At 54.4% G+C, this 22,640-nt stretch carries 20 protein-coding genes; 5 read left to right on the plus strand and 15 right to left on the minus strand.

The window, feature by feature from the left end; all coding sequences use genetic code 11:
- Nucleotides 1-41 precede the first annotated feature (41 nt).
- The 13 genes from EI42_RS24705 to EI42_RS24765 form a co-directional block, all read right to left on the minus strand.
- Nucleotides 42-1,607 (minus strand): complex I subunit 4 family protein, encoded by a 1,566-nt coding sequence (locus EI42_RS24705; protein ID WP_111325320.1) that lies wholly within the window; start codon nucleotides 1,605-1,607, stop codon nucleotides 42-44.
- A gap of 7 nt (nucleotides 1,608-1,614) precedes the next feature.
- Entirely contained in the window at nucleotides 1,615-3,594 is a 1,980-nt protein-coding gene (nuoL, locus tag EI42_RS24710; protein WP_111325321.1) for an NADH-quinone oxidoreductase subunit L, read from the minus strand.
- An 11-nt stretch (nucleotides 3,595-3,605) separates the two neighbouring features.
- Nucleotides 3,606-3,926 carry an NADH-quinone oxidoreductase subunit NuoK gene (gene nuoK, locus EI42_RS24715; RefSeq protein ID WP_111325322.1) on the minus strand — a complete coding sequence of 107 codons (321 nt, stop codon included), beginning with the start codon at nucleotides 3,924-3,926 and terminating at the stop codon, nucleotides 3,606-3,608.
- 12 nt (nucleotides 3,927-3,938) lie between these two features.
- Nucleotides 3,939-4,475, minus strand: coding sequence for an NADH-quinone oxidoreductase subunit J family protein (locus tag EI42_RS24720; protein WP_111325323.1), 537 nt, complete (start codon nucleotides 4,473-4,475; stop codon nucleotides 3,939-3,941).
- Between the two features lie 76 nt (nucleotides 4,476-4,551).
- Complete coding sequence (gene nuoI, locus EI42_RS24725; protein ID WP_111325324.1) at nucleotides 4,552-5,169, minus strand: NADH-quinone oxidoreductase subunit NuoI; 618 nt, start codon at nucleotides 5,167-5,169, stop codon at nucleotides 4,552-4,554.
- Between the two features lie 147 nt (nucleotides 5,170-5,316).
- Entirely contained in the window at nucleotides 5,317-6,555 is a 1,239-nt protein-coding gene (gene nuoH / locus EI42_RS24730) for an NADH-quinone oxidoreductase subunit NuoH (protein ID WP_111325325.1), read from the minus strand.
- Nucleotides 6,548-8,722: an NADH-quinone oxidoreductase subunit NuoG gene (gene nuoG / locus EI42_RS24735; protein WP_111325326.1), complete on the minus strand. Its 2,175-nt coding sequence runs from the start codon at nucleotides 8,720-8,722 to the stop codon at nucleotides 6,548-6,550. The genes nuoH and nuoG overlap by 8 nt, the downstream gene beginning before the upstream one ends.
- Nucleotides 8,723-8,789: 67 nt before the next feature.
- Nucleotides 8,790-10,082 carry an NADH-quinone oxidoreductase subunit NuoF gene (nuoF, locus tag EI42_RS24740; RefSeq protein WP_111325327.1) on the minus strand — a complete coding sequence of 431 codons (1,293 nt, stop codon included), beginning with the start codon at nucleotides 10,080-10,082 and terminating at the stop codon, nucleotides 8,790-8,792.
- A 17-nt stretch (nucleotides 10,083-10,099) separates the two neighbouring features.
- Nucleotides 10,100-10,612 (minus strand): NADH-quinone oxidoreductase subunit NuoE, encoded by a 513-nt coding sequence (gene nuoE / locus EI42_RS24745; protein WP_111325328.1) that lies wholly within the window; start codon nucleotides 10,610-10,612, stop codon nucleotides 10,100-10,102.
- Nucleotides 10,609-11,862, minus strand: a complete 1,254-nt coding sequence (gene nuoD, locus EI42_RS24750; RefSeq protein WP_111325329.1) for an NADH dehydrogenase (quinone) subunit D — start codon at nucleotides 11,860-11,862, stop codon at nucleotides 10,609-10,611. The genes nuoE and nuoD overlap by 4 nt, the downstream gene beginning before the upstream one ends.
- Nucleotides 11,863-11,886: 24 nt before the next feature.
- Nucleotides 11,887-12,531 (minus strand): NADH-quinone oxidoreductase subunit C, encoded by a 645-nt coding sequence (locus EI42_RS24755; protein ID WP_111325330.1) that lies wholly within the window; start codon nucleotides 12,529-12,531, stop codon nucleotides 11,887-11,889.
- A 233-nt stretch (nucleotides 12,532-12,764) separates the two neighbouring features.
- On the minus strand, nucleotides 12,765-13,370 hold the full coding sequence (locus EI42_RS24760) for an NADH-quinone oxidoreductase subunit B (RefSeq protein ID WP_246046336.1): 606 nt from the start codon (nucleotides 13,368-13,370) through the stop codon (nucleotides 12,765-12,767).
- Nucleotides 13,361-13,714, minus strand: coding sequence for an NADH-quinone oxidoreductase subunit A (locus tag EI42_RS24765; RefSeq protein WP_111325331.1), 354 nt, complete (start codon nucleotides 13,712-13,714; stop codon nucleotides 13,361-13,363). The genes EI42_RS24760 and EI42_RS24765 overlap by 10 nt, the downstream gene beginning before the upstream one ends.
- 571 nt (nucleotides 13,715-14,285) lie before the next feature.
- Here EI42_RS24765 and EI42_RS24770 point away from each other — a divergent pair.
- From EI42_RS24770 to EI42_RS24780, 3 genes are all read left to right on the plus strand, one after another.
- Nucleotides 14,286-15,692, plus strand: a complete 1,407-nt coding sequence (locus tag EI42_RS24770; RefSeq protein WP_111325332.1) for an MFS transporter — start codon at nucleotides 14,286-14,288, stop codon at nucleotides 15,690-15,692.
- A 142-nt stretch (nucleotides 15,693-15,834) separates the two neighbouring features.
- Nucleotides 15,835-17,019: a hypothetical protein gene (locus tag EI42_RS24775; RefSeq protein WP_111325333.1), complete on the plus strand. Its 1,185-nt coding sequence runs from the start codon at nucleotides 15,835-15,837 to the stop codon at nucleotides 17,017-17,019.
- 229 nt (nucleotides 17,020-17,248) lie between these two features.
- Complete coding sequence (locus EI42_RS24780) at nucleotides 17,249-18,094, plus strand: DNA methyltransferase (RefSeq protein WP_170142891.1); 846 nt, start codon at nucleotides 17,249-17,251, stop codon at nucleotides 18,092-18,094.
- Here EI42_RS24780 and EI42_RS24785 read toward each other — a convergent pair.
- Entirely contained in the window at nucleotides 18,091-18,978 is an 888-nt protein-coding gene (locus EI42_RS24785; RefSeq protein WP_170142892.1) for a CPBP family intramembrane glutamic endopeptidase, read from the minus strand. The genes EI42_RS24780 and EI42_RS24785 overlap by 4 nt on opposite strands.
- 285 nt (nucleotides 18,979-19,263) lie before the next feature.
- Between EI42_RS24785 and EI42_RS24790 the strand changes: the two genes are divergently transcribed.
- Nucleotides 19,264-21,231, plus strand: a complete 1,968-nt coding sequence (locus EI42_RS24790) for a DUF6909 family protein (RefSeq protein WP_174843903.1) — start codon at nucleotides 19,264-19,266, stop codon at nucleotides 21,229-21,231.
- A 72-nt stretch (nucleotides 21,232-21,303) separates the two neighbouring features.
- On the plus strand, nucleotides 21,304-21,942 hold the full coding sequence (locus EI42_RS24795; RefSeq protein WP_111325336.1) for an alpha/beta hydrolase: 639 nt from the start codon (nucleotides 21,304-21,306) through the stop codon (nucleotides 21,940-21,942).
- Between the two features lie 48 nt (nucleotides 21,943-21,990).
- Here the strand turns inward: EI42_RS24795 and purN are convergent, their stop codons facing one another.
- Nucleotides 21,991-22,635: a phosphoribosylglycinamide formyltransferase gene (gene purN / locus EI42_RS24800; protein WP_111325337.1), complete on the minus strand. Its 645-nt coding sequence runs from the start codon at nucleotides 22,633-22,635 to the stop codon at nucleotides 21,991-21,993.
- Nucleotides 22,636-22,640: the final 5 nt, after the last annotated feature.

A 22,640-nucleotide genomic window follows, 5' to 3' on the forward strand; every position in this document is an offset into this window, starting at 1 on the left:
GTAGGAGGTGCCCGCCCACATTGAACAGGCACCCCGGCGGCCTATTTCACGAATAATACGCCAAGATTCTGAATCGTATTCGCCACCGACGAATGCAGCAACGCTGTAATAAAGTTCGGCTGCAAGCCGATGTACACGATCAACGCCAGTAATGGTAAGATCACCACAAACTCGCCCAGACGAATATCAGGCAATGCCCCTTTCCGCAACTGGGCGACAACCGGGCCCGCTTTGGGCAGGCGTCCAACCATCATACCCTGGAAGAAGCGGAGCATATACCACGCTGCCGGGACTACCACAATGGTCGCAATAGTACCAAACCAGACATTGTTACGGAATGCCCCGAGCAGAGACAGGAACTCACCGGTAAAGCTGTTGAGCCCGGGCAAGCCAAGAGAAGAGAGCGCCGCAATCAGCATGACTGTTGCCAGTACCGGAACCTTTGTTGCGATGCCACCAAAATCGGTCAGTTTGCGTGTTCCGGTGCGCTCCTCAATAAAGCCTGCGATCAGGAAGAGGGCAGCGGTAGTGATACCGTGGTTTACCATCTGTAGCACCGAGCCCTCGGCCCCCTGAGCATTAAAGGCAAACATACCAAGCATAACCACGCCCAGGTGACTGATACTGGAATAGGCCAGCAGGCGCTTGACATCAACCTGTACCAGCGCCAGGACCGCACAGTAGAGAATACCGATTACCGCCAGCGTGCGGAAAAGCGGAGCCAGATCCTGGATAGCCAGCGGGAACAACGGAATGCAGAAGCGCAGGAAGCCGTACGCGCCAGCTTTCGACATCGCACCGGCGATCAGGGCGGTCACGGGAGCAGGAGCCGCGCTATAGGTGTCGGGCTGCCAGTTATGGAACGGCACAAACGGGATCTTTACCGCAAAGGCAGCAGCAAACGCAAGCAGAAGCCAGATTTGTGCGGTGTGATCCAGCGAGAGCTTACAGGATACCTGACCGGTCGCCGGATCAACGATACCATTGAGTAACGTTCCCAGATCGAGCGTATAGGCACAACCAGTCGAACGCTGGTAGAACACACCAAGCGCGATGATTCCTGCCAGCATGAGCAAGCTACCGACTGAGGTAAAGATCACAAACTTGAGCGCAGCATACACGCGGCGTCCACTTCCCCAACTTCCCACCAGGAAATAAGCCGGAATCAGCATCAACTCCCAGAAGATGTAGAAGAGGAAGAGATTCGACGCGGCAAAGACTCCAATAATGCCGCCCGCAAGCAGGAGCATAAAGGCCATGTAATGCTTGACCTTTGTCTCCAGCCGATAGGACGCACCGATACAGACCAGAGCCAGCAATGCGGTTAATACAATCAACACAACGCTGATACCATCAACATTCAGCGTCAGGTTAATACCAATTGCCGGAATCCAGGGAAGACTGATACCATAGGTTGCTTCACTGAACAGGCTCACCGTCTTCTGTGCATATACCAGCGCCAGGACCAGGCTGCCAAGCAGGGTCAGCCCAGAGACAGCCAGCGCAAAGCCTCGGATCAGGCCATGTCGGGCCTGCGGCAAGAAGAGTGTAAGAATCCCTCCTACAATGGGGAGGAGGACGACCAAAGGAAGTACAATCTGAAACATATGACTTCTACCCCCTCATCACCACGTAGTACAGGATGATCAACACAACACCTACCAGGATAATAAACGCATAGTTCCGCATGTAGCCGGTTTGTAGTGTGCGCAGCCCTGAACTGGTTCCCCGGAAGACCCCGGCAATACCACGGCTGACGCCTTCCAGCGTGAAGTTTTCCAGCGCGGTAGTCAGACCGCGACCCAGAGCCAGAATCGGCTTCACAAGGATTGCATCCAGAAGCTCATCAACATAATACTTGTTGAAGAGCAACTGATAGAACGGGTTCCGCTTCTCTCTGTACGCATAGCCCTTGCGATAGATGGACCATGCCGCGCCAAAACCAATGGCAGCCGCGACCAGGCTCAGGATCACAGAGACCCATTCCATCCCTCCAGAGAGGTGCGGAGCTTCAACGCCGTGGAAGATTGGCTCAAGGAACTGTCCGAACGGAGACCAGAAGGGCATACCGATCAAGCCGCCAACTACCGAGAGAATACCGAGCAGGACCAAAGGCGTCGACATCACACCCGGCACTTCTCTGATCTCATAGTACGGAACAGGAGTGGCGTGGTGCCCCGGCTCCTCCTCTTCCTCCTCTTCTTCTTCATGGCGACGCACCACAGCCTGCTCGCCGCGATACGTTCCAGTGAAGACAATGAAGAACAGGCGGAACATATAGAAAGCCGTCAGCGCAGCCGTCAGCAGGGCAAGACCCCAGAGCACATAATAGACCGCGTTCCCGGTCGACATAGCCTGCGCGAACAGCGTGCTGAGAATCTCATCCTTACTCCAGAAGCCAGCGAACGGAGGCACACCACTGATCGCCAATGTCGCAATCAGGAAGGTCCAGGCCGTGATAGGCATCCGCTTCCAGAGGCCGCCCATCTTGCGCATATCCTGCTCATGAGCAAGCGCGATAATCACCGCGCCCGCGCCCAGGAAGAGCAGCGCTTTAAAGAAGGCATGCGTCATCAGGTGGAAGATGCCCGCGCCATAGTTATGTACACTCTCGGCCATAAACATGTAGCCGAGCTGACTGATTGTGGAGTACGCCAGCACCCGCTTGATATCCAGCTGGACCAGGGCAATCGTCGCGGCAAACAGCGCGGTCAGGCCACCAATAATGCCAACCACCAGTAGCGCAGTGGGAGCCAGTTCAAACAGCACATGCGTGCGAGCCACCAGATAGACACCGGCAGTAACCATCGTCGCAGCATGGATCAGGGCACTGACCGGAGTCGGGCCCTCCATTGCATCCGGCAACCACATATAGAGCGGCAACTGCGCCGACTTGGCCGCACAGGCCACAAAGAGCAGCAGACAGATCACGATAGCGGTAGTGCTACCCGCTGCCAGTTTCGCGGTATGGCTGAAGACCTCCTGATATTGCAGCGATCCGAAATTGCTGAAGATCAGGAACAGCGCAATCATCAGGCCGAAGTCACCAATAATATTGATGACGAATGCCTTGCGAGCCGCCGCGACAGGCGCGGGACGCTGATACCAGAAACCGATCAGCAAGAACGATGCCAGACCGACCAACCCCCACCCGACAAGCAGGAACAGGAAGTTGTTCGCCAGGACCAGCAGCGCCATTGAGAAAATAAAGAAGTTCAGGTAGGCGAAGAAACGCCAGAAACCGGGATCATCTTTCATGTACCCGGCGGAATAGATGTGAATCAGCAGGCCAACCCCGGTGATCACCAGCATCATTACTGCCGTCAGGGGATCATAGAGAATGCCGAAGTCGACCTTGAATTCGGACGCGAGGCCAGAGGCCATCCACGTATAGTGAACGACGTCGCTCACCCGTTGATCTGGCGCGGTGCCGAGCATCACCAGAAAGTTCAACCCGGCAGCCAGAAAGGAGATGCCACAGGCAGCCCAGGCCACCGTCTGGATCACGGCCCGCGAGAATACCTTGCCCAGCAACCCCAGAATGATAAAACCGAGCAGGGGAGGGAGCAACATCCATAAACCAAAATTCTGCATACTTCCCTCTCTTAGCCGCGCAACATATTCATCTCATCTACATCGATGTTGCGGCGCGTGCGGAAGATGGTGACGATAATTGCCAGTCCCACCACGACCTCGGCTGCCGCGACGGTGAGCACAACAAACACAAACATCTGTCCATCTGCCGAGTCAAGAAAACGTGAGAAAGCGAGAAAAGAGAGATTGACGGCATTCAGCATCAACTCAATCGACATAAAGACAATCAGCGGGTTGCGCCGAATAATCACACCCAGCACCCCAATGGTGAACAGGACGGCGCTTACCACCAGATATGCCGACAATGGCGGCAAATTGACAACTGCTGGCATCAGCATTCCTCCCTACGACGACCTGCGCCCGAAGACCAGAGCGCCAATGATCGCGACAACAATCAACAAACTGGTCACTTCAAAGGGGAAGGCAAAGCCATGAAAGAGCGCCAGACCAAAAGCCTGGATATCTCCCTGCTTCTGCACAACCTGTTGCAGACTCTCATGCTGAGTTTGCATGATGCTCCCCGATGAGACCTGTGAGTAGATCAGGTAACTCAAGGCGCCCACCAGAACGATGCCAAGCAGAATACCTGCATACCGCTGCCAGGAAAGACGATTCTTCTCCATCTCTTGTGTGTCCGGTGAGAGCATTGTCACTACAAAGAGGAAGAGAACCATGATCGCACCGGCATAAATGAGAATCTGCACCACGGCAATAAACATCGCCCCGAGCTGGAGATAGAACATCGCCACAAAGAACAGCGTGAGAATCAGGCTGAGCGCGCTGTGTACCGCGTTCTTAAAAGCGATAACTCCTATGGCAGAAGCAATGCTGGCAAGCGCCAGCACGCCGAACGCCAACATATTTGCTATATCAGGTGTCATAACGAATTCCTCATCGAATCGAAGCCGAACCAAACGCTGACACGCTACCGCAGCCCGATACCGTGCCAGCCCTCACTTACAGCGTCCGTCTGTCGGCGTCTTGCTCCTCGTCTTCTAGCAGGACAGGGCGCTCGGCTTTCAGGTTTCCCATACCGACCGCTGCCGCACTGGCCTGTGCACCATCAAAGACCAGATTTGCCTGAGGAACAGGCTGCTCTTCTGCCTCTGGCGGTGCGGGATCAGCCCACACGGCAGCGGAGCCGATCGTTGACTGTCCGACTGGCTCAAGCAACTGTTCCTTATGATAGATCATATCTTCCGGGTAATACGAAGCCAGCTTATATTCTTTTTCCAGGGTAATGGCGCCGGTCGGGCAGGCCGCCTGACAGTACCCGCAGAAGATACAGCGCAGCATATTCACATCGAACACCCGGGCATAGCGCTCACCCGGAGAGACGCGTTGTTCCTCGGTATTCTCCGCCGCCTCAATATAGATGGCATCTGCCGGGCAGGCACCAGCACACAGATAACAGCCAACACAGCGCTCAAGCCCATTCTCATAGCGATGGAGCACATGACGACCACGGAAACGCGCCGGCAGTTCACGCTCTACCTCTGGATACGAAACGGTGGTAGGCTTACGCACCATATTTTTGAGGGTTGTTGCCATCCCCTTGAGAATTTCCATTGACATTGTAGATGCTCCTATCACGCGGTCCGAGCCGCCCCTGCTTGCAACCTTTGATACCCCCGGAAACAGGCAGAGTGATGGCTCGGACGGTGTCTTTCATGCTTTCATATCACGCGATCCACTTCACACGGAACAAGGTGCGACGTGACGCTATACCTGCACAGGTGTTGTGTCTTTCTCAGTGGAGCCATTCGAGGGTGCAGAGGCCTCAAACTTCACCAGGCGCACGGTCGCAGGCAGTACCAACTTGCCTTTCTTGCTATCCTCCTCAAAGCGCAGCCCTTTGATAACCTCATATCGGCGCACCAGGAACAGCACAACAACAATCACCAGCAATCCGGCAATACCACTGACAAACCAGGGCAGATGAAGTGCAACCGTTGTCGCCGTAATCACCGCATTTAACGCGGCCAGCGGTAACAGAAACTGCCAGCCAAACATCATCAGGCGGTCATAGCGAATACGCGGCAGAGTTGCACGCAGCCACATGAAAATGAACAGGAAGAAAGCGACTTTGATAACGAAAAACACCACCGAAAGAATGGGCGCAATGTTTTCCAATCCGAAGAAGCTCCAACCACCAAAGAACAGGGTTGATGCCACAGCGCTGACTGTGATCATGTTGATGTATTCGGACATCTGATAGAGGCTCCAACGCAGCCCCGCATACTCGGTCAGATATCCAGCGGTCAGCTCTTGCTCCGCCTCTGGCAGGTCAAACGGGGCACGGTTCACCTCGGCAACACCCGCAATGGCATAGATCACAAAGCCAAGCGGCTGCGCTACCACAAACCAGATGCCCATATCACGCTGCATCTGCACAATACCGACCATGCTCAGCGTTCCAGAGAACATCAGAATGCCACCCAGCGCAAGCCCCATGCTGGTCTCATAGGAGACCATCTGTGCTGCACTGCGCAATGCGCCAAGCAGCGAGTAGCGGTTTCCCGACGACCAACCGCCGAGCACAATGCCATAGACAGCTAACGACGACATGGCAAGCAGCCAGAGCAGGCCAATATTGACATCGCCGATAAAGGGGTCCCAGGGCCCCCGCTTGCTGACATCACCACTCCAGGGCATGCCGATAGGGATCACTGCAAAAGCCGACAGCGCCACCACAATCGAGATCACCGGAGCCAGCATATAGATGAACTTCTTCGCCTGAGCTGGCACCAACTGTTCCTTAAACGCCATCTTGATCGCGTCTGCCAGCGGTTGGAACATACCGAAGGGGCCAGCGCGGTTCGGCCCCAGGCGCCCCTGCATGCGTGCCAGCACCACACGCTCGATCAGCGTCATGTAGGCAAAGATGGTCAGCAGGATAAAGATCAGGATGATGCTTTTAATGACCGAGGCCACGATTTCATTGTTCAGGAAATCAAGCATGAGCAGCCTCCTTTTCCTGCGTGCGCAGTCCCTGCATGCCCAGCTCTTCATAGGTCAGGCCGAGATAGAACGGGTTGCTATCGGCGATCTCCCGGAAGATCTCACGCGGGCCGGTGTAGTTCCACTGCGCCCCCAGTTTGTGCGCGACCGCCTGTAAGATCTCCCAGTCAGCCTTTGCCCCCGGCAGCGGACGCAGCGCCTTGCGAATCACCTGCACATGGTGATCGACATTGGTCATAGTGCCATCCTTCTCGGCAAACGTGACCGCCGGCAGCACCACATCAGCCTGCTTTACCGTCTCGGTCAGCTCGATATCCTGCACAACCAGAAATTCCAGGCTCTGTGGCAGCGCATCCACATGGCGCAGTGGATTCGCACCCATTACATAGAGCGCTTTCAGGCCAGTGCCATTCAGCATCTCCGAGTAGGTCATACCGATTTCAGGGGCGAGCTGATAGCCGGGCAGCGCATCAGGCAATACGCCCATATCGCGGGCGCCAAGCGAGTTCGCATCCTCAAAGAGCGGGCCCACCCCAGCACCGGGCTTATCGATATTGCCGGTCAGGAAAGCCAGCGCCTGTAGGTCGGTTGCTAGATTCTCCGCGCCCTCCTCCAGCGTTGCCATCTCGTCGTACAGCACGATCGCAGCTCGGGCATCAACCAGCTCGCTCGCTGTCGCCTGTAAGCGCTTGACAGCTTCCTCGCCGAAAGAGCGTTCCGCCTCTTCCAACTGCGAGGACTCGCGTAGAAGCTGGCTCGGGACATCTTCATAGCCCTCAACCTTCACGGCTCCGTGCTGCACAGCATATTTCAGTAGCAGCTTGGCGGCCAGGCCAGCACTCTTCTCAGGGATTGTAATCTTCGTGACCGCATAGAGCTCGTTCTTCTCGAAGCGATCCATCTCGGTCGGCTGATCGTTGATAATGATAATGCGCGTGCCGTTCCGCATCGCCTTCTTGAGGCGCAGATTGAGAATCGGCTGACGCTGGTATGGATCGGAGGCTACCAGGATAATGTGCGACGCCTTTTCCATATCAGCGATACTATTGGTCATCATCCAGGGACGCCCGGTCAAACGATCACGGGGACCCAGGAAATAGCCGTGATGGTGATCGACGTTCGGGGTACCCACAACCTCACGCAGCAGCTTCTGGAAAAGATAATTTTCTTCGTTTGTGGTTCGCGTTGAGCCAATGCCACCGATTGCCTTCGCGCCATGCGCATCGCCGATCTCTTTAAAGCGTTGTGCGATATAGAGCAGCGCATCTTCCCAGGAGGTCGGGGTCAGTTGGCCATTGCGTCGGATCAGCGGCGTGCGCAGGCGCTGCGGGTTATTGATAAACTCAAACCCCCAACGACCACGGTTACACAGCCAGCCATCATCAATCGCGTCGTTGTTGCGCGAATACAGGCGAGTCACGCGGTCAACACGCACATCAACGCGGGCATTACACCCTACGCTGCAATTGTTACAGACACTTGGAATACGCTTCAATTCCCAGGGCCGCGCCTTAAAGCGATAGCTGGTCGCGGTCAGCGCCCCAACCGGGCACATCTCAACTGTGTTGCCCGAGAAGATCGAATCGAAGGCATGTCCAGGGGCCGTACCGACCTCTGTACGGTAGCCTCGTTTGACCATTACGAGGCCATTGTCCATCGAGATCTCTGAACTGAAGCGCGTACAGCGTTGACAGAGCACGCAGCGCTCGCGGTCAAGATTGATGTCCTTGCTGACAGGAATCGGCTTGGGATAATGGCGCTTATGCAGATCAAAGCGCGTGCTCCCCGGGCCATGACGCAAAGTGAAATCCTGCAAATCGCACTCGCCTGCCTTATCACAGATCGGGCAGTCCAGCGGGTGGTTAATCAACAGGAATTCCAACGTGCCACGGCGCGCCTTCTGCACTTTCTCTGTCTTTGTATGAACAACCATACCCTCACTGACCGGTGTTGTACAGGCGGTCTGTGGAGGTTTGGGCATTCCCTCAACTTCGACAAAGCACATACGGCATGCACCCAGCGGCGGCATCTTGGGATGATAGCAATAAATCGGGATCTCGATGCCAGCCTTCTGAGCCGCAGCCCACACCAGCGTACCAGGAGGCACCTCAACGGGAATGCCATCAATGGTAAGGTGTACGAGTTCGTCTTTCTTCTCTTCTGACATAATGTACTTCTACCTGTTCAGGCGGCTTCTTCGCCGTAAGATGTCAAACGAGCATACGTTTCAGGTTTTATACCAGCGCGGGCTGACTGCTTACCATACAGTGTCCGTGTTTGACATGATACTCAAACTCTTCGCGGAAGAGACGCACACCACTGGTAATCAAACTGGTCGCCGCGTCACCGAGCGGACAGAAGGACTTGCCACTGATGTTGCTACAGATATCTGTCAGCAAATCGATATCCTTCATCTTGCCCTCGCCATGTTCCAGGCGTTCCAGAATCTGCGTGAGCCAGAATGTTCCCTCGCGACAGGGCGTACACTTGCCACAGGACTCATCGCGATAGAACTCAACCGCACGCAAAATAGCCCCGACAATACAGGTATCTTCGTTCAGCACGATGACGCCGCCCGAGCCAAGCATTGAGCCAGCCGCGGCAATCGACTCGTAATCGAGCGGAGTGTCCAGCTTATCAGGTCCCAGGAAGAAGGTCGACGAGCCACCAGGGATAATGGCCTTTACCGCTTTGTCTCCCAGGACACCGCCCCCGTACTGCTCATCATAGATCAGGGTGCGCATAGGAATACCAAGCGGCAGCTCATAGTTACCGGGCTTCTTCACATGACCACTGAGACAGAAGATACGCGTTCCTTTACTCTTCTCCGTGCCAAAGGATGCATAGTAGTCGGCTCCATGACGGATAATGGCAGGAACCGTACAGAGAGTTTCGCAGTTATTGATCACGGTCGGGCCACCATAGAGGCCAACCGCAGCCGGGAAAGGCGGCTTGAGGCGAGGATATCCGCGCTTCCCTTCCAGTGACTCCATCAAAGCGCTCTCCTCACCGCAGATATAGGCACCGGCGCCCCGATGCACAATGATATCCACGCTGAAGTCAGAACCCAGAATATTCTTACCGATCAGGCCGGCCTCATAGGCTTCTTTGACGGCTCTCTCGACCTGGCGGGCGGCCAGGGCCAGTTCACCGCGAATGTAGATAAATGCAGTCGAAATGCGACAGGCATAGCTGGTAATCAGCACGCCTTCCACGAGCAAATGCGGGATCTTCTCCATCAGCATCCGGTCTTTGAACGTGCCCGGCTCACTCTCATCGCAATTACAGCAGAGGTAGCGCGGTTTATCGTTCTTGGCCAGAAAGCTCCACTTCATGCCGGTAGGGAACCCCGCACCACCACGCCCCCGCAGCCCCGACTTCTTCACCTCTTCGATCAGTTGGTCGGGCTGATACTCACGCAGTGCCTTCGCCAGCGCCTCATATCCGCCATACTGGCGATAGACGTCCAGCGTATCAATGCCGGGAACATCAATATGTTTCGTTAGAAATTTTTCCATCTCTGGCATGCTATCGGGTTCCTCCCCTACAACCGGGCTTCGGTTCTGGGCTCATATTTTTTTGCCTTTAACTCTTTGTCCAGTTCATCCAGCAATGCATCAGCATCATGGAGCGAGACATTTTCCACGAACTCGCCATTGACCTGCAACACAGGAGCGGTACCACAGGACGCCAGACATTCCACCCCCTGCAAGGTATAGTTCCCATCAGGAGTCGTCTCGCCCGCCTTGATCCCGAGTCGCTGTTCCAGATGCTGCATGAGCTTATCGCAGCCGCGCAGATAGCAGGAGATGCTGGTACAGACCTTGATCACCTTCTTGCCGGGAGGCTGCTTATGATACATGGTGTAGAATGTCGCAACGCTCTCCACATCATCGGGCGTAATACCGATCACATCGGCGACCGCATCGATGCCCTCACGGGTAATATAGCCTTCTTCTTCCTGTGCGATATAGAGCGCGGGCAACACCGCCGAACGGGCAGCCGGATAGCGCTTCGCCAGCTCACGCATGCGCTGTTTGGCCTGTTCTGAAATCATCGGTCAACCTCCCCGAGCATAAGATCAACGCTACCAATAGCAGCAATGACATCTGAGAGCAGGCTTCCCTCAATCATCACTGGAAGCACCTGCAAATTGCCAAAGGAAGGAGCGCGTACATGCATACGGTACGGTTTGGGGCTGCCGTCGCTTACCATATAGATTGCAAGCTCGCCCTTCGGAGCCTCGGTACGAACAAAGGCTTCTCCCTTCGGTGGACGATATCCTTCCGTAAACAGCTTGAAATGATGGATCAGCGCCTCCATATTGCCGGTAATCTGCCATTTCGGCGGCGGCGCGACCTTGCGGTCAAGCACGCGATAAGGGCCAGTTGGCATGCCATCGAGCGCCTGGCGTATGATTTTCATGCTCTCTTCCATCTCAAGCATACGCACCAGATAGCGATCATAGACATCGCCATTTGAGCCAACCGGGATATCAAACTCAAACTTCTCATACCCTGAATAGGGGAAGACCTTGCGAATATCCCAGACCACGCCACTGCCGCGCAACACCGGGCCGGTCGCACCATAGGCAATCGCCTGTTCTCTGGTAATCTTACAGACATCTTTGGTGCGATCAAGGAAGAGCTGGTTGTTGGACAGCAGGTCATGATACTCATGCAAGCGCTCCGGGAAGTAGTCCAGAAAATCGCGCACCTTCTGATCGAAGCCAGGAGGGAGCTCGGCCTGCAAGCCTCCGGGACAAATGTAGCTGGTCATCATGCGAACGCCTGAGACCATCTCAAAGATGTCCAGGATGACTTCACGCTCGCGGAAGCAGTACAGGAACATACTCTGTGCGCCCAGGTCGAGAGCCGAGGTGCCAAGCCAGATCAAGTGGCTGGCGATACGTTGCAATTCGGCCAACACCACACGAGCATGCTTGATCTTCTCATTGATTTGATCTTCAATGCCGAGCAGCCGTTCAACCGAAAGACTGTAAGCCAGGTTATTGCAGAGTGGAGACAGATACTCCATACGGTCTGTCAGCACCAGCGCCTGATGATACGACTTGGACTCGGCGGTTTTCTCAATCCCGGTATGCAGAAAACCAATATCAGGAACAGCCTTCACAATGGTCTCGCCATCGATGGTCAGGATCAGGCGCAACACACCGTGAGTGCTCGGGTGCTGCGGTCCCATATTGATCGTCATAGTATCGTCATGGCGCCCATCGACCAGAGGCGATCCCTCTTCAAGGGAATAGGACGTTCCTGCCGGGATACTCAACTTTTCTTTCTGCTGCATAGACATCCTCTTGCAGATAACCGTTTAAAGCGTCTCTTCGTTCGATTGTGGAAGCGTTCCCGGTTCCTGATTGGGATTCAGCACACGACGAGGATCATCTACCTGGCGGCCCTCTGCACTACGAAGCGACTGTTCATAATAGGAGCCCACACCGGGATCAACGTCATAAGGAACCTGCCCACCCCAGTGGGGCTCAGGGAGATCAAAGCCGGAAAGGGGATAATCTTTCCGCAACGGGTGTGTTGTCCAATCGGGCGGCATAAGGATACGTCGCAGGTCGGGATGGTTGCTGAACTTGATCCCGAACATATCATAGACCTCGCGCTCATACCAGTTGGCGGCGGGCCAGATGCGCACGACGCTTGGAACAACAGGGTACTCTTCACCGCGCTCACCAACGCGTACTTTCAAGCGGATGAAGCAGCGGTTTGAATACGACAACACGTGGTATACAACATCGTAACGTGGTACACGCTCAAGCCAGTCGAGAGCGGTAACGGTCTCCAGAAAATCATAGCCCAGCTTGTCGCGCAGATGCGCGCAAACGGTCAGAAGATATTCTGGTTTGAGCACAATCGTCTGTTCGCCATTGGATTCGACGATCTCAACCACAGCTTGCGGGAACGTTTCCCGTACCACATCCACTGTCGAAGCTGCTGTTATGACCATATATCTACATCCCTACACTAAAACATAAAAAGCCCGAGCAGGCCAGTGACGTCGTTTGGTCCCTGAAAAACCCGCCTAAACGCCAGAAAGAGGGGGTAAAACCTGTTTCCCCCTCTGTGGTTTGCGCCAACCAGCAGGCATGTTTCGCTCAGGTGCGGGCTTTTCTCTCTCCTCCAACGCTTGGCCCGAAACTCTTCGTGGTTGTTCTTGTGGGTGTCCTGTTCACCCGGCTTCTACTGGTCCTCACCCACGGGACCCACCAGCTTGAGGCCGCTGGCTTCGAGTGGATCAGGTGGATTGGGGATACCTTCACGGATCTTGCGTTGCAATTCGGTAAAGCCAAACAGCAACATATCAGGCGTCGGGGGACAGCCAGGGACATAGACATCAACAGGAACAATTTTATCTACACCCTGTACGATTGCATAATTATTAAAGACGCCACCACAGGAGGCGCATGCCCCCATCGAAATAACCCATTTCGGATGGGGCATCTGGTCATAAATCTGCCGCAGCACAGGAGCCATCTTCACCGAGCAGCGCCCGGCAACAATCATCAGATCAGCCTGACGCGGTGAAGCACGGTACACCTCGGCTCCAAAGCGAGCAAGGTCGAAACGACTTCCAGTCGTGGACATCATTTCAATAGCACAACAAGCCAGACCAAATAGCGCGGGCCACAGAGAAGAGCTACGGCCCCAATCAATCAGTTTGCTTACCTGAGTGGTCAGAATGCCGAAGCTGCCATCCTTGTTATGGACGTTCAACTCTTTGCGCAAGCGCGGCGTCTGCGTATTGGAATACGTCTGTACTGGCTCCCAGGGATTCTTTACTCCCATGTAAAAGCCCCTTTCCGCCAAACAAAAATGTAGCCCACCGCCAGAACTGCCAGAAAGACCAGTAATTCGATAAGCCCGAACACTTCCAGCTTATTCATCAGGACGGCGAGCGGATAAAACGAGACTATCTCAATGTCAAACGCGATAAAGAGCATACCTGTCAACAAATATTTGACAGGGAAGCGTCGCTTTGGCGGCGTAACCTCCTGGATACCGCATTCGTATGGCGCTAGCTTTGCCGGTGTCGGTTTTTTCGGTCCCAGAATGCTTGAGACAACCATTACCAGGATGCCGAAGAGTACAGCCAGCGTAACCATTATAAAAATGGGGAGTGGTGTTCCCATAAGACGGGATTCCTTTTTTATTCCGTAATAATACGCCCTATACACACATCGACATGTACGAGCTAGTGTCAAAAATACACTTCCTCAGTGTCTATTGTAGTATAGTCAAGGGGGAGTGTCAAATTGCCTTTTCATCCCCCAGAAAGGGCCACCACCTTTGATTTTTCTTGCCTTTCCACGTTACCATGATACAGGGAGAAATACCTTTACGCCTTCTGGCATCTTCAGGTGACGCTCTTTTCACTTGCTGAAAAGCAATAACCCATCTGGAGACTACCCGATGATCCGTCTCCAGACCCATCACAGTTCACGCACAATTCTGTATACTGGGGAAGCATACACAATTGAGACAGGATCGCGACACTTTTGACAAACTTTTTCGACACATGACACGTATACTCTTCTGAAGAGTAAGTGCTTTTTCGGGGCACACGTGGCCGACCATTGCCCTGTTTCCTGTTATCGCATCTCTGGCATGGATTACGGCGCGGCGTTCCTTTTTTCCTTAAATAAACATGGTAGAAGTTTTTCTGTTCCTATTCTTTACTCATGATTGGAAAGCTACGCCTGCATGATTACAAATACCAATTCACATGAACAGAGTCCTCCAAGGGAGCTCGTAAAAAAGCCTGAAACCACACCAAAACTCAGTATCTCATCCCTGGCGGTCATCATTTTGTCGACCCTGCTGCTTCGTGTCGCCGGGCGTGTGAGCTTTATTATTCTGACCTTCTACCTGGGAGAGCATTTTGAATCGGCCTTCCTGGTCACCCTTGTTCTTGAATCCTACTACCTGACTGAACTGTTTCTCTCTCCCATCATCGGCAGCCTTTCAGACCGCTTTGGCCGCCGTCCCTTCCTGGTCTTTGGTCCGCTTCCGGCAGCTATTGCTGTCTTCGGCTTCTTCACCATCTCGCGCATCTACCCGAGCCCGAACGCGGATCAGTTCAATCTGCATCTGTTGATCCTGCTCGGCGTCATTCTGGTTGGGCGTCTGCTCGAAGGTGCCACCACTGGCATGAATGTGCCCGGCACGCTCGGCTATTTCACAGATGTGACGATTGGTTCTGAGAAGCTGCGCGCGAAAGTAAATACCGCTTTTGAGGTCGTCACGGTGGCCGGACTGGCGCTAGCAATCCCGCTTGGTGGGGCAATCAGCAAAATGGCCGGGACGACGGGCTTCCTGATCGTGCTTGCGCTCTACTTGACCATCGTCGCTGTGTCCTTCTTCGGCATAAAAGAGAGCCATCACATCGGTGAGCAGCAGACAGCGTCTCACCCTTCGATCTGGGAAGGGTTCGCGATGATCCGCCATCGCCGCATCTTCACCTTTATCCCGGCATGGTTCGCCGTGAACGCCTTGATTGGCGCACTCCCGAACCAGATTCTGCTGATTATGACCTATCCAGAGCCCGCCGCCAGTGCACGTCATCCGGGACAGCTCTTCTACGGCGGCTTCGATCGCATGGCATCGACGATGTGGGTGGGACTGTTCGCGCTCTTCTTCCTGATAGGAATGGGCCTGTGGATGTTTATTGTCCCGCGCATGCGTCGCTCAACCGTGATGTATATCGGTCTCTCCGGGCTGGCCCTGCTGATTGCCTCCCTCTCGATCGTCAATAGCCTGAGTGGCACGATGGAGAGCCTGCCTGCCGGGATACTGCCGTTTGCCATCTCGATGCTGGTGCTTGCGGTGGTTGGTCTGCTGCTGCTGGCTGGCTTTACGCCGGTAGCGCTCTCTCAGATGAACGCCATTGCTGAAAGCATGCCTGGCAAACGTGGCGCGGTCATGGGCCTGTACTCTGTCGTGCTGGGTATCGGCCAGGCACTCGGCCAGGGTATTGGCAGCATCTTTGTCGACTGGCAGGGCTTCTATGGCCTGATGACCTTCTCGGCCCTGATGCTGATCGTCTCGCTCATCAGTGTGACCTACATGCGCGTCCATAAAGATGATCTACTGGCAACCGCCGCCCATTAACGGCCGTTCCTCATGCCCCCATTCGTTATGGATGGGGGATCTTTTTTTTCTCATCATAGGTAGAAGCAATTATACGAGCATTTTAGAATTGCCCGCATTTTCCCGGAATCTCCTCACCCGGTTGTGATAAAATGAGCGCAATATGAACCTGTGGGCCGATATCGATCACAATGAACAAGAACAGAGCAGAACCGGAACGGTGACACGCCGAACGCGCCGTCTCACCGAATGGGACGTACTGTCCTCAGTACGAGAGTGGCTGGTAGAACACTATCTTCCGGCCTATTGTCGCTCCCTGATCGCCACACGTATCTTTCGCCGCTGCTACTGGATTGATGCCCTGGGGCTTGAGACGCGTGCCCTGTCCTCTCAGTGCAACGGGACAGGCAAGCCCGCGGCGCTTCAGCCTTTTCTCTCGCTCACAAACAGCCTGAAGCAAGAACACGCATCTTTTCAGTTCTCCGCCCTGCTTTTTGCTCCCGGCAAGCGGAAGCATACCGCTCAACCCCTGACTCTTTCTGGCAAAAGCACTCTTTTTCAGCTCCCCTGGCCCAATGCAGCGACAACCATACTGCAACAGCTTGAGCAATCGCCAGCGCTCTTTCTCCTTAACCCTCTGAGTCCAAACCTCTTTCGCTATGAACAGCTTGTACCACTCTTCAGGCGGACAGCTCCCACCGAGCTCTGCTTGCTGATTTCTCATCAACAGGTCACGGCCCTGATGCAAACAGCCCAGCATTCAAGCGAGGTTGCGACACAGTTGAAAGATCTTCTGCGCAGCGATCGCTGGAAAACACTGCCGCCCGCAAAGGCCGTTTCAGGCTTTCTCACGCTCTTTATGGCAGTGATGAAACGTCACTTTTCCTTCCCAATTCAGCGCATTCCGGTCCTGATGCAGGTCGGTCCGGCGCATGTTGCGGCACAACCCTATACGCTCCTGTTTGCCACGCGCCGCCAGGATAGCCTGCTCTGTATGAATGACGCGATTAGCTTCTATCGGCAGCACCTGTACAGGGAGAGCTGTCGGGGAGTTCTCGGGGAAGAATGGTTTCTTGCTCAGGAGCAGGAACGGCGGGCAACCGCCCTGCAACAGCTCTATGAAGAGACGCTCCATCTGGGTCGAGGGCAACGTGTGCGCCGCTGGCCTGATCTGCGGCAACAGCTTTGCCTCTCGCACTTCGGGCACTTTTCGCAAGCTGATTACAATGAGATCATCCAAAAGTTATTATTGAACAAAGCTGTATACTGCGAATGGAGGAGATCAGGAGCAGAGCAGCAGCACACAGCACTCCCCGGGAACGAGGATATATTACTCTGGAACGCATAAAAGGAAGTAAGGCATAGAAGGTGTTACCAGGGGGAAACGTTGGGCATGGGGAGACCCAACGTTTTAGCAACACCTCCTATATATAATGTACGTATTTTCGCGGCATTTGGTAGCATAATTACAGAAGCAAAAGTGTTCTTTTTAAGAAAAGCTATTACTCACATGTATGCACCGCCTGGTCTGGAAAAGGATGACATACCGTGAGTAATAGGGATAGCGGAGCAAAATTGTGGATAATAGCAATATTTCAGCGCGTAATACGCTCAATGAACTAACAGGAGCAGAATGGCTGTATTTTACGAAGAGCATCCACACCACGTCCTATCCGTCAGCATACGGACATAAGCTACGCAAGCAGCACGGAGCAAATAAGCCTCCACAGCTTATGTGCCAGTTAATCGAGTTTTTCACCAAGCCGGGCGCTCGAGTGCTCGACCCATTCGCGGGCGTTGGCGGCACGCTTATTGGTGCCTCCATCTGTAAAAAGCCACGGCAAGCCATTGGAATTGAGATCAACCCAAAATGGATAGAGATCTATCAACACGTGCTTACCGAGAGCGAGGGGACCCTGCTACCGCAACAGATGCTTTGTGGCGATTGTCTGAAGCTAATGCAGGACATGGAATCCGCTTCCTTTGACTTTATCGCGACTGATCCTCCCTACAATATCCATCTTGAGCAAACCATGTCAAACACCCGCTACGCCGCGAATCATGCCAACCGGCGGACCGATTATGATATGCGCTCCGACCATCCCGCCGATCTCGCCAATCTTCCCGATTATGAAGCCTATCTGGATGCAATGGGGCAGGTCTTCGCGGAGTGTTATCGCTTGCTCAAGCCACAGAAGTACATGGTCGTGATTGTGCGCAACGCCTATCAGCGGGGAGAATATATCTTCACACATGTAGATCTCGCCCGGAGAGCCAGACGGTATGGCTTTATCCCCAAAGGCGAGATCATCTGGTATCAGGTAGGAACGCGGTTACGCCCGTATGGCTACCCTGTTGCCTACATCCCGAATATCGCGCATCAGTATATCGTCGTGCTCTACAAGCCAAAGGAGCAACATTAGGCTATCTGCTGCTTGAGCAAGAGCTTGCGCATCCACTCAGGGGTATAGATCTGCCCTTTCCGCTGCGCAAGGCGCAAGAAGTAGACGGCGAGAAACACGCCGAGGCAGAGCGTTATCAGGCTGCCCTCAACGCCGAAGCTGCCACCAGTCCAGATCTCGGGACCGCTCAGGCTTGCATGCAGGATACCGGGAAACGCGATTCCGGAGACAGGCGCGCCCAGAATGGTTCCCTGCATCAGGTTCCAACCAAAGTGAGCAGCGGTCACGGCCCAGAGGCTGCGCGTCACCATGTAAATGGCCGCGAACGTAACACCTGCTTCGACCATGATCGTCAGCGCGCTGAGAATGGTAGCATGCGGGTTTAACAGATGCGCAAGCCCAAACAGTGCCGCGCTGAGCACCACTGCCCCCCAGGACCCGACGATCCGTTCAAGAAGTCGAAAGATGATACCACGAAAGAAGGCCTCTTCATAGATTGCTCCGGCCAGAAAGAGCAGCAGACCGTGGAGCAGGAAAGCGGGGATCTGCCCCGGCGCGATCATGCCCGTTACCCGATACCAGCCCGGCAAGGCCAGCAACCCCAGAACTCCCGCCACCAGGATCGAGCCCCAGAAAAGGCCAAGCGCACTATCGCGTAACGCATGTCGCGGGGACAACCCCACACCCTCCACCGAGGGAAGACGCTCGGGCCAGCGTTGCGCAAGCAGCAAGGTAATGACCCCGGCCAGTGCCGAGATCGCATAGAGAATGACATCCTGCCAGCCACGCGGAACCTCTACAAAGAGCAACCCCAAAGACAGCAGCAATGACAGCACGAAGAACAGACCGAGCTCGATCAACAGATGCATGAACGGTAATGCCAGGAGTTTTTTCACAATGTCCATAACGCCTCCTTCACTCTCCACTAACAAGCAAACACTATTTGAAAAAGGGTAAGACCGCATGCTACAATAAACCAATATCTTTTACGGTCGTCGTCTAACCCTCACAGATGAGTGCTGAGTTTATGTTCATGTCGTAGCTACATGATCCGTTTTCTGGCCCTCCTTCGTTCTATAAGAAAGTCGACTCTTCGCCAGAAGCAAACAGAAGAGCAGTTTTCATGTTGAGTATAATAGCAGGAATACGAAAAAAAGCGAAGCATTTCCCCGAAAGAAAAGAGAACGTCTATGGTACGTCAACAAAAGAACAATAATAGCCGAAACAAACATACATACAGGCGGCCAGTGGAAGCTGCAACGCCATATCAGCCGCCATTTGAAGAAAACGAACGCGTTGATGAAGTTTTGCTGGAAACAGATAGCCAGCGCCGAGGAACGAGTATTATTCCCTCGATTGAGCATGGAGAAGGCTATCATGAGGCCGGAACCAGAGATGTCGAGATGTATATTCGTACCTACAATACCCTGTTGCGCAGTTCCGGAGAGATCAATTTAAAGGCGCTGGTTCAGGCACACTATAACATCGATTCGAGCCTGCATCCCGACGCGCGCTCGGCCAAGCCCGATATGTCAGCCTTCATCTATAGTGTGCTGCGGCTTCCCTCTGCCATCCTGCACTGTAATCTGGTGTTGCTCGGGCAATCCGAGACGGTCTTTCTGAACCAGGGCTACCATGTGGACCAATGGGAAGCCGTGACCGCGCCAGCCCGCCGCCGCAAGTGGTTCTATGATGGAAAAGAAACGCTGGCCGTCTATGTTGCTAGCGTCAGCGATACAGATGACATTGTGCCGATTCTGGTTGCTTTCCAGATTGAGTGGAACAAGATCTATTATCTGCTCAACGAAGATCCAACCACGATGAAGCTGCTTGAGACACGAATGGATCGAAGTTCTCCCGTCTTTACCGAGATCAGCAAGGTGGTCAGCGAGCGGCTGCACATTGCCCGGGATGACTGGCAACGGCTTGAGGTGATCTGGGGTGATCAACTCTGGCACAACCTGCTGATGATTGGCCACCAGCGCAAAAGCTTCCGTATGCGTATGCTTGGTGGCTCGCACGTTGGCTATGTGCGGGCAACGCGTCAGTGGTGGGCACCGGTGGAAGCAGTGCTCGACAAGCTCCAGCTCAACGATCGCCCGATCTACTTTGTTTCCAGTAACACACATAGTCTGGTCAATCTGGTCTCTGGCAGCATCATTGAACGAGAAGAAGAGCTTACCCAGTTCGCGCTTAAGGGGCCGGATCGCTACCTCACTGAAGAATGCCGCAAGCTACAAGAAGGCATCGTGCCGGGCAACTGGCATAACTTCCTCTACTTCGTGGCTCGCGAGTGGGGGCGCACGCCGCAGGGCCAGGAGTTCCTGAAGCAGCGCGAGCAGCAGGAGCAGGAACGCGGCATCTGGCGTGTCAACGCACGGCATGGGCTGGAAATCGATGCCCAGATCTTCGAGCTGGCAAAGCTCCAGCCATTCGAGATTGACCCGCGCTGCCGCATGCCTCATATGAACCTGTTGGCCGAGAGTCGAGCGATCATTCTCAATATTGATTATCCGCTCGGGATGGCCGCCTACCGCATGATGCGCGAGATCATGGAGAATACGACCCAGATTCGAGGCATCTATATTCTGGGGAAAGCCGCAACGCTCAATGGCAGCATCGGCGATGTGATGATCTCCAATGTCGTGCTGGATGAGCATAGTCAGAACGTCTACTGGCTGGACAACCGCTTCAATGCCAGCGATGTGCAGCCCTATCTGATCTATGGCTCGGTGCTGGACAATCAGAAGGCCGTTTCGGCAAAAGGAACATTCCTGCAAAATCGCCAGTATCTCGACTTCTACTATCAGGCCAATTACACGGTCGTCGAGATGGAAAGCGGCCCCTACCTGAACGCCATCTACGAGGATCAATACCTGACCCGCTACCCGATTGGCGAGAATATCAACTTTGCCAGTTTGCCTTATGAACTGGGTATCCTGCACTACGCCTCAGACACGCCCTATACGCGTGGCAAGAATCTGGGCGCAGGCAGTCTCTCCTACTTTGGCATGGACTCAACCTATGCCTGTACGGTCGCGATTGTGCGCCGCATCTTTGAGCAAGAGATTCGGCGGCTGCAAAGGACTCTTCCTGAACCAGCCCACAAGGAAGAGACGCAGAGCAAGGAACAGCGGGAGAAAACCAGCGCATCCTGATCGGATGTTGCTTTTCAAGGGAGAGGATAGCCCCTCTCTCTTCCATCCCTTTCTATTTCAGGAGAACAATCGTTGTCTACCAGACATACACTGCACGGGTTTACCCATATCTATGAACCAACGCAGGCCAGCGAGCGCCCGGTGCTGATCCTGTTCCACTCGATGGGCAGTAATGAGGAAGATATGCTCGGCGTCGGCCGCCTGCTTGATCCACGAGCCGCCCTGCTCAGTGTGCGTGGCAAAGAGCAGGAAGAGGGAAAAACGCGTTACTATCTGCGCCAGCCCGATGGCTCACCTGATCCACTGAGCGCTCGTCAACGAGCCAATGAGCTGGCCGCCTTTCTAAAAGCGGCGGAAAGCGCCTATAACATCAGCTCAAAGAAGCGTCTTGCGGTGGGCTACTCAAACGGCGGCAATATGGTAGCCGCGCTTCTACTGCTACACCCGGAGTTGTTTGATGGCGCGATCATTCTGCACTCACGGGTTCCCTTGATCCCGGATGAGCTTCCAGACCTCAGCGGGAAGCCCCTTCTGCTGACCGGCGGTTCCGCGGATGAGCTGATCCCGCCCAAAGAGGTACAGATCATGGAATACCTCTTCAAGAAGGCAGGCGCGGATGTTACCACATTCTGGCAGAGTGGCGGACACAACATCAACCATGCCGAGATGCGCACCGCGCAGCGCTGGCTGGCAGAACACACGGCCAGCTAAAACAGCGAAAGGGAGAAAAGCCTGAAGGCTTTTCTCCCTTACATCATTTTATCGTGTCTGGCGCATATGCTCTTTGATCGCCTCAACGATTAATTCATGCTCAACCAGCTTGATACGCTCCTGTAGCGACTCCTCGGTATCATCAGCCGCAACCAGCACCTCGCGCCGACAGATTGGGGGGCCGGCATCCACAGCCGGGATCACATAGTGAACGGTGCTGCCCGTCACACTGACCTTTGCCTCGAGCGCCTGCCGGGGGGCATGCATTCCACGGAAAACGGGAATCACCGTCCCGTCAGAGGTCGTGTAGGTCTCGCCCTCGCCGCCATCAGGAATCAGGGCCGGATGCAGGTTGATGATCTGCCGAGGGTACTTCTCGATAAACTCGGCGGACAGAATACGCATAAAGCCCGCAAGCACGATCAGATCGATAGCAAATAGCTGTACCAGTTCATGAAGTTTGTTCTCCCACGCGCTCCGCTGCCGCCAGGGCAGATACAGGACTGGAAGCTTATGCTGAAGCGCCCGCTGGATACCATAGGCGTTCGCCTTATTGCTCACCACCAGAGCGATTTCAACACCCGGCAAATGGCCCCCTTCAATCGCATCAATGAGCGCCTGAAGGTTACTTCCAGAACCAGAAATCAAGACGGCAAGACGCAAGGTGCGCGGTGCCTCACTCTCACTCCTCACGTTTC

Origin of the sequence: Thermosporothrix hazakensis (assembly GCF_003253565.1) — a bacterium.
In the GTDB taxonomy this organism is placed as follows: domain Bacteria; phylum Chloroflexota; class Ktedonobacteria; order Ktedonobacterales; family Ktedonobacteraceae; genus Thermosporothrix; species Thermosporothrix hazakensis.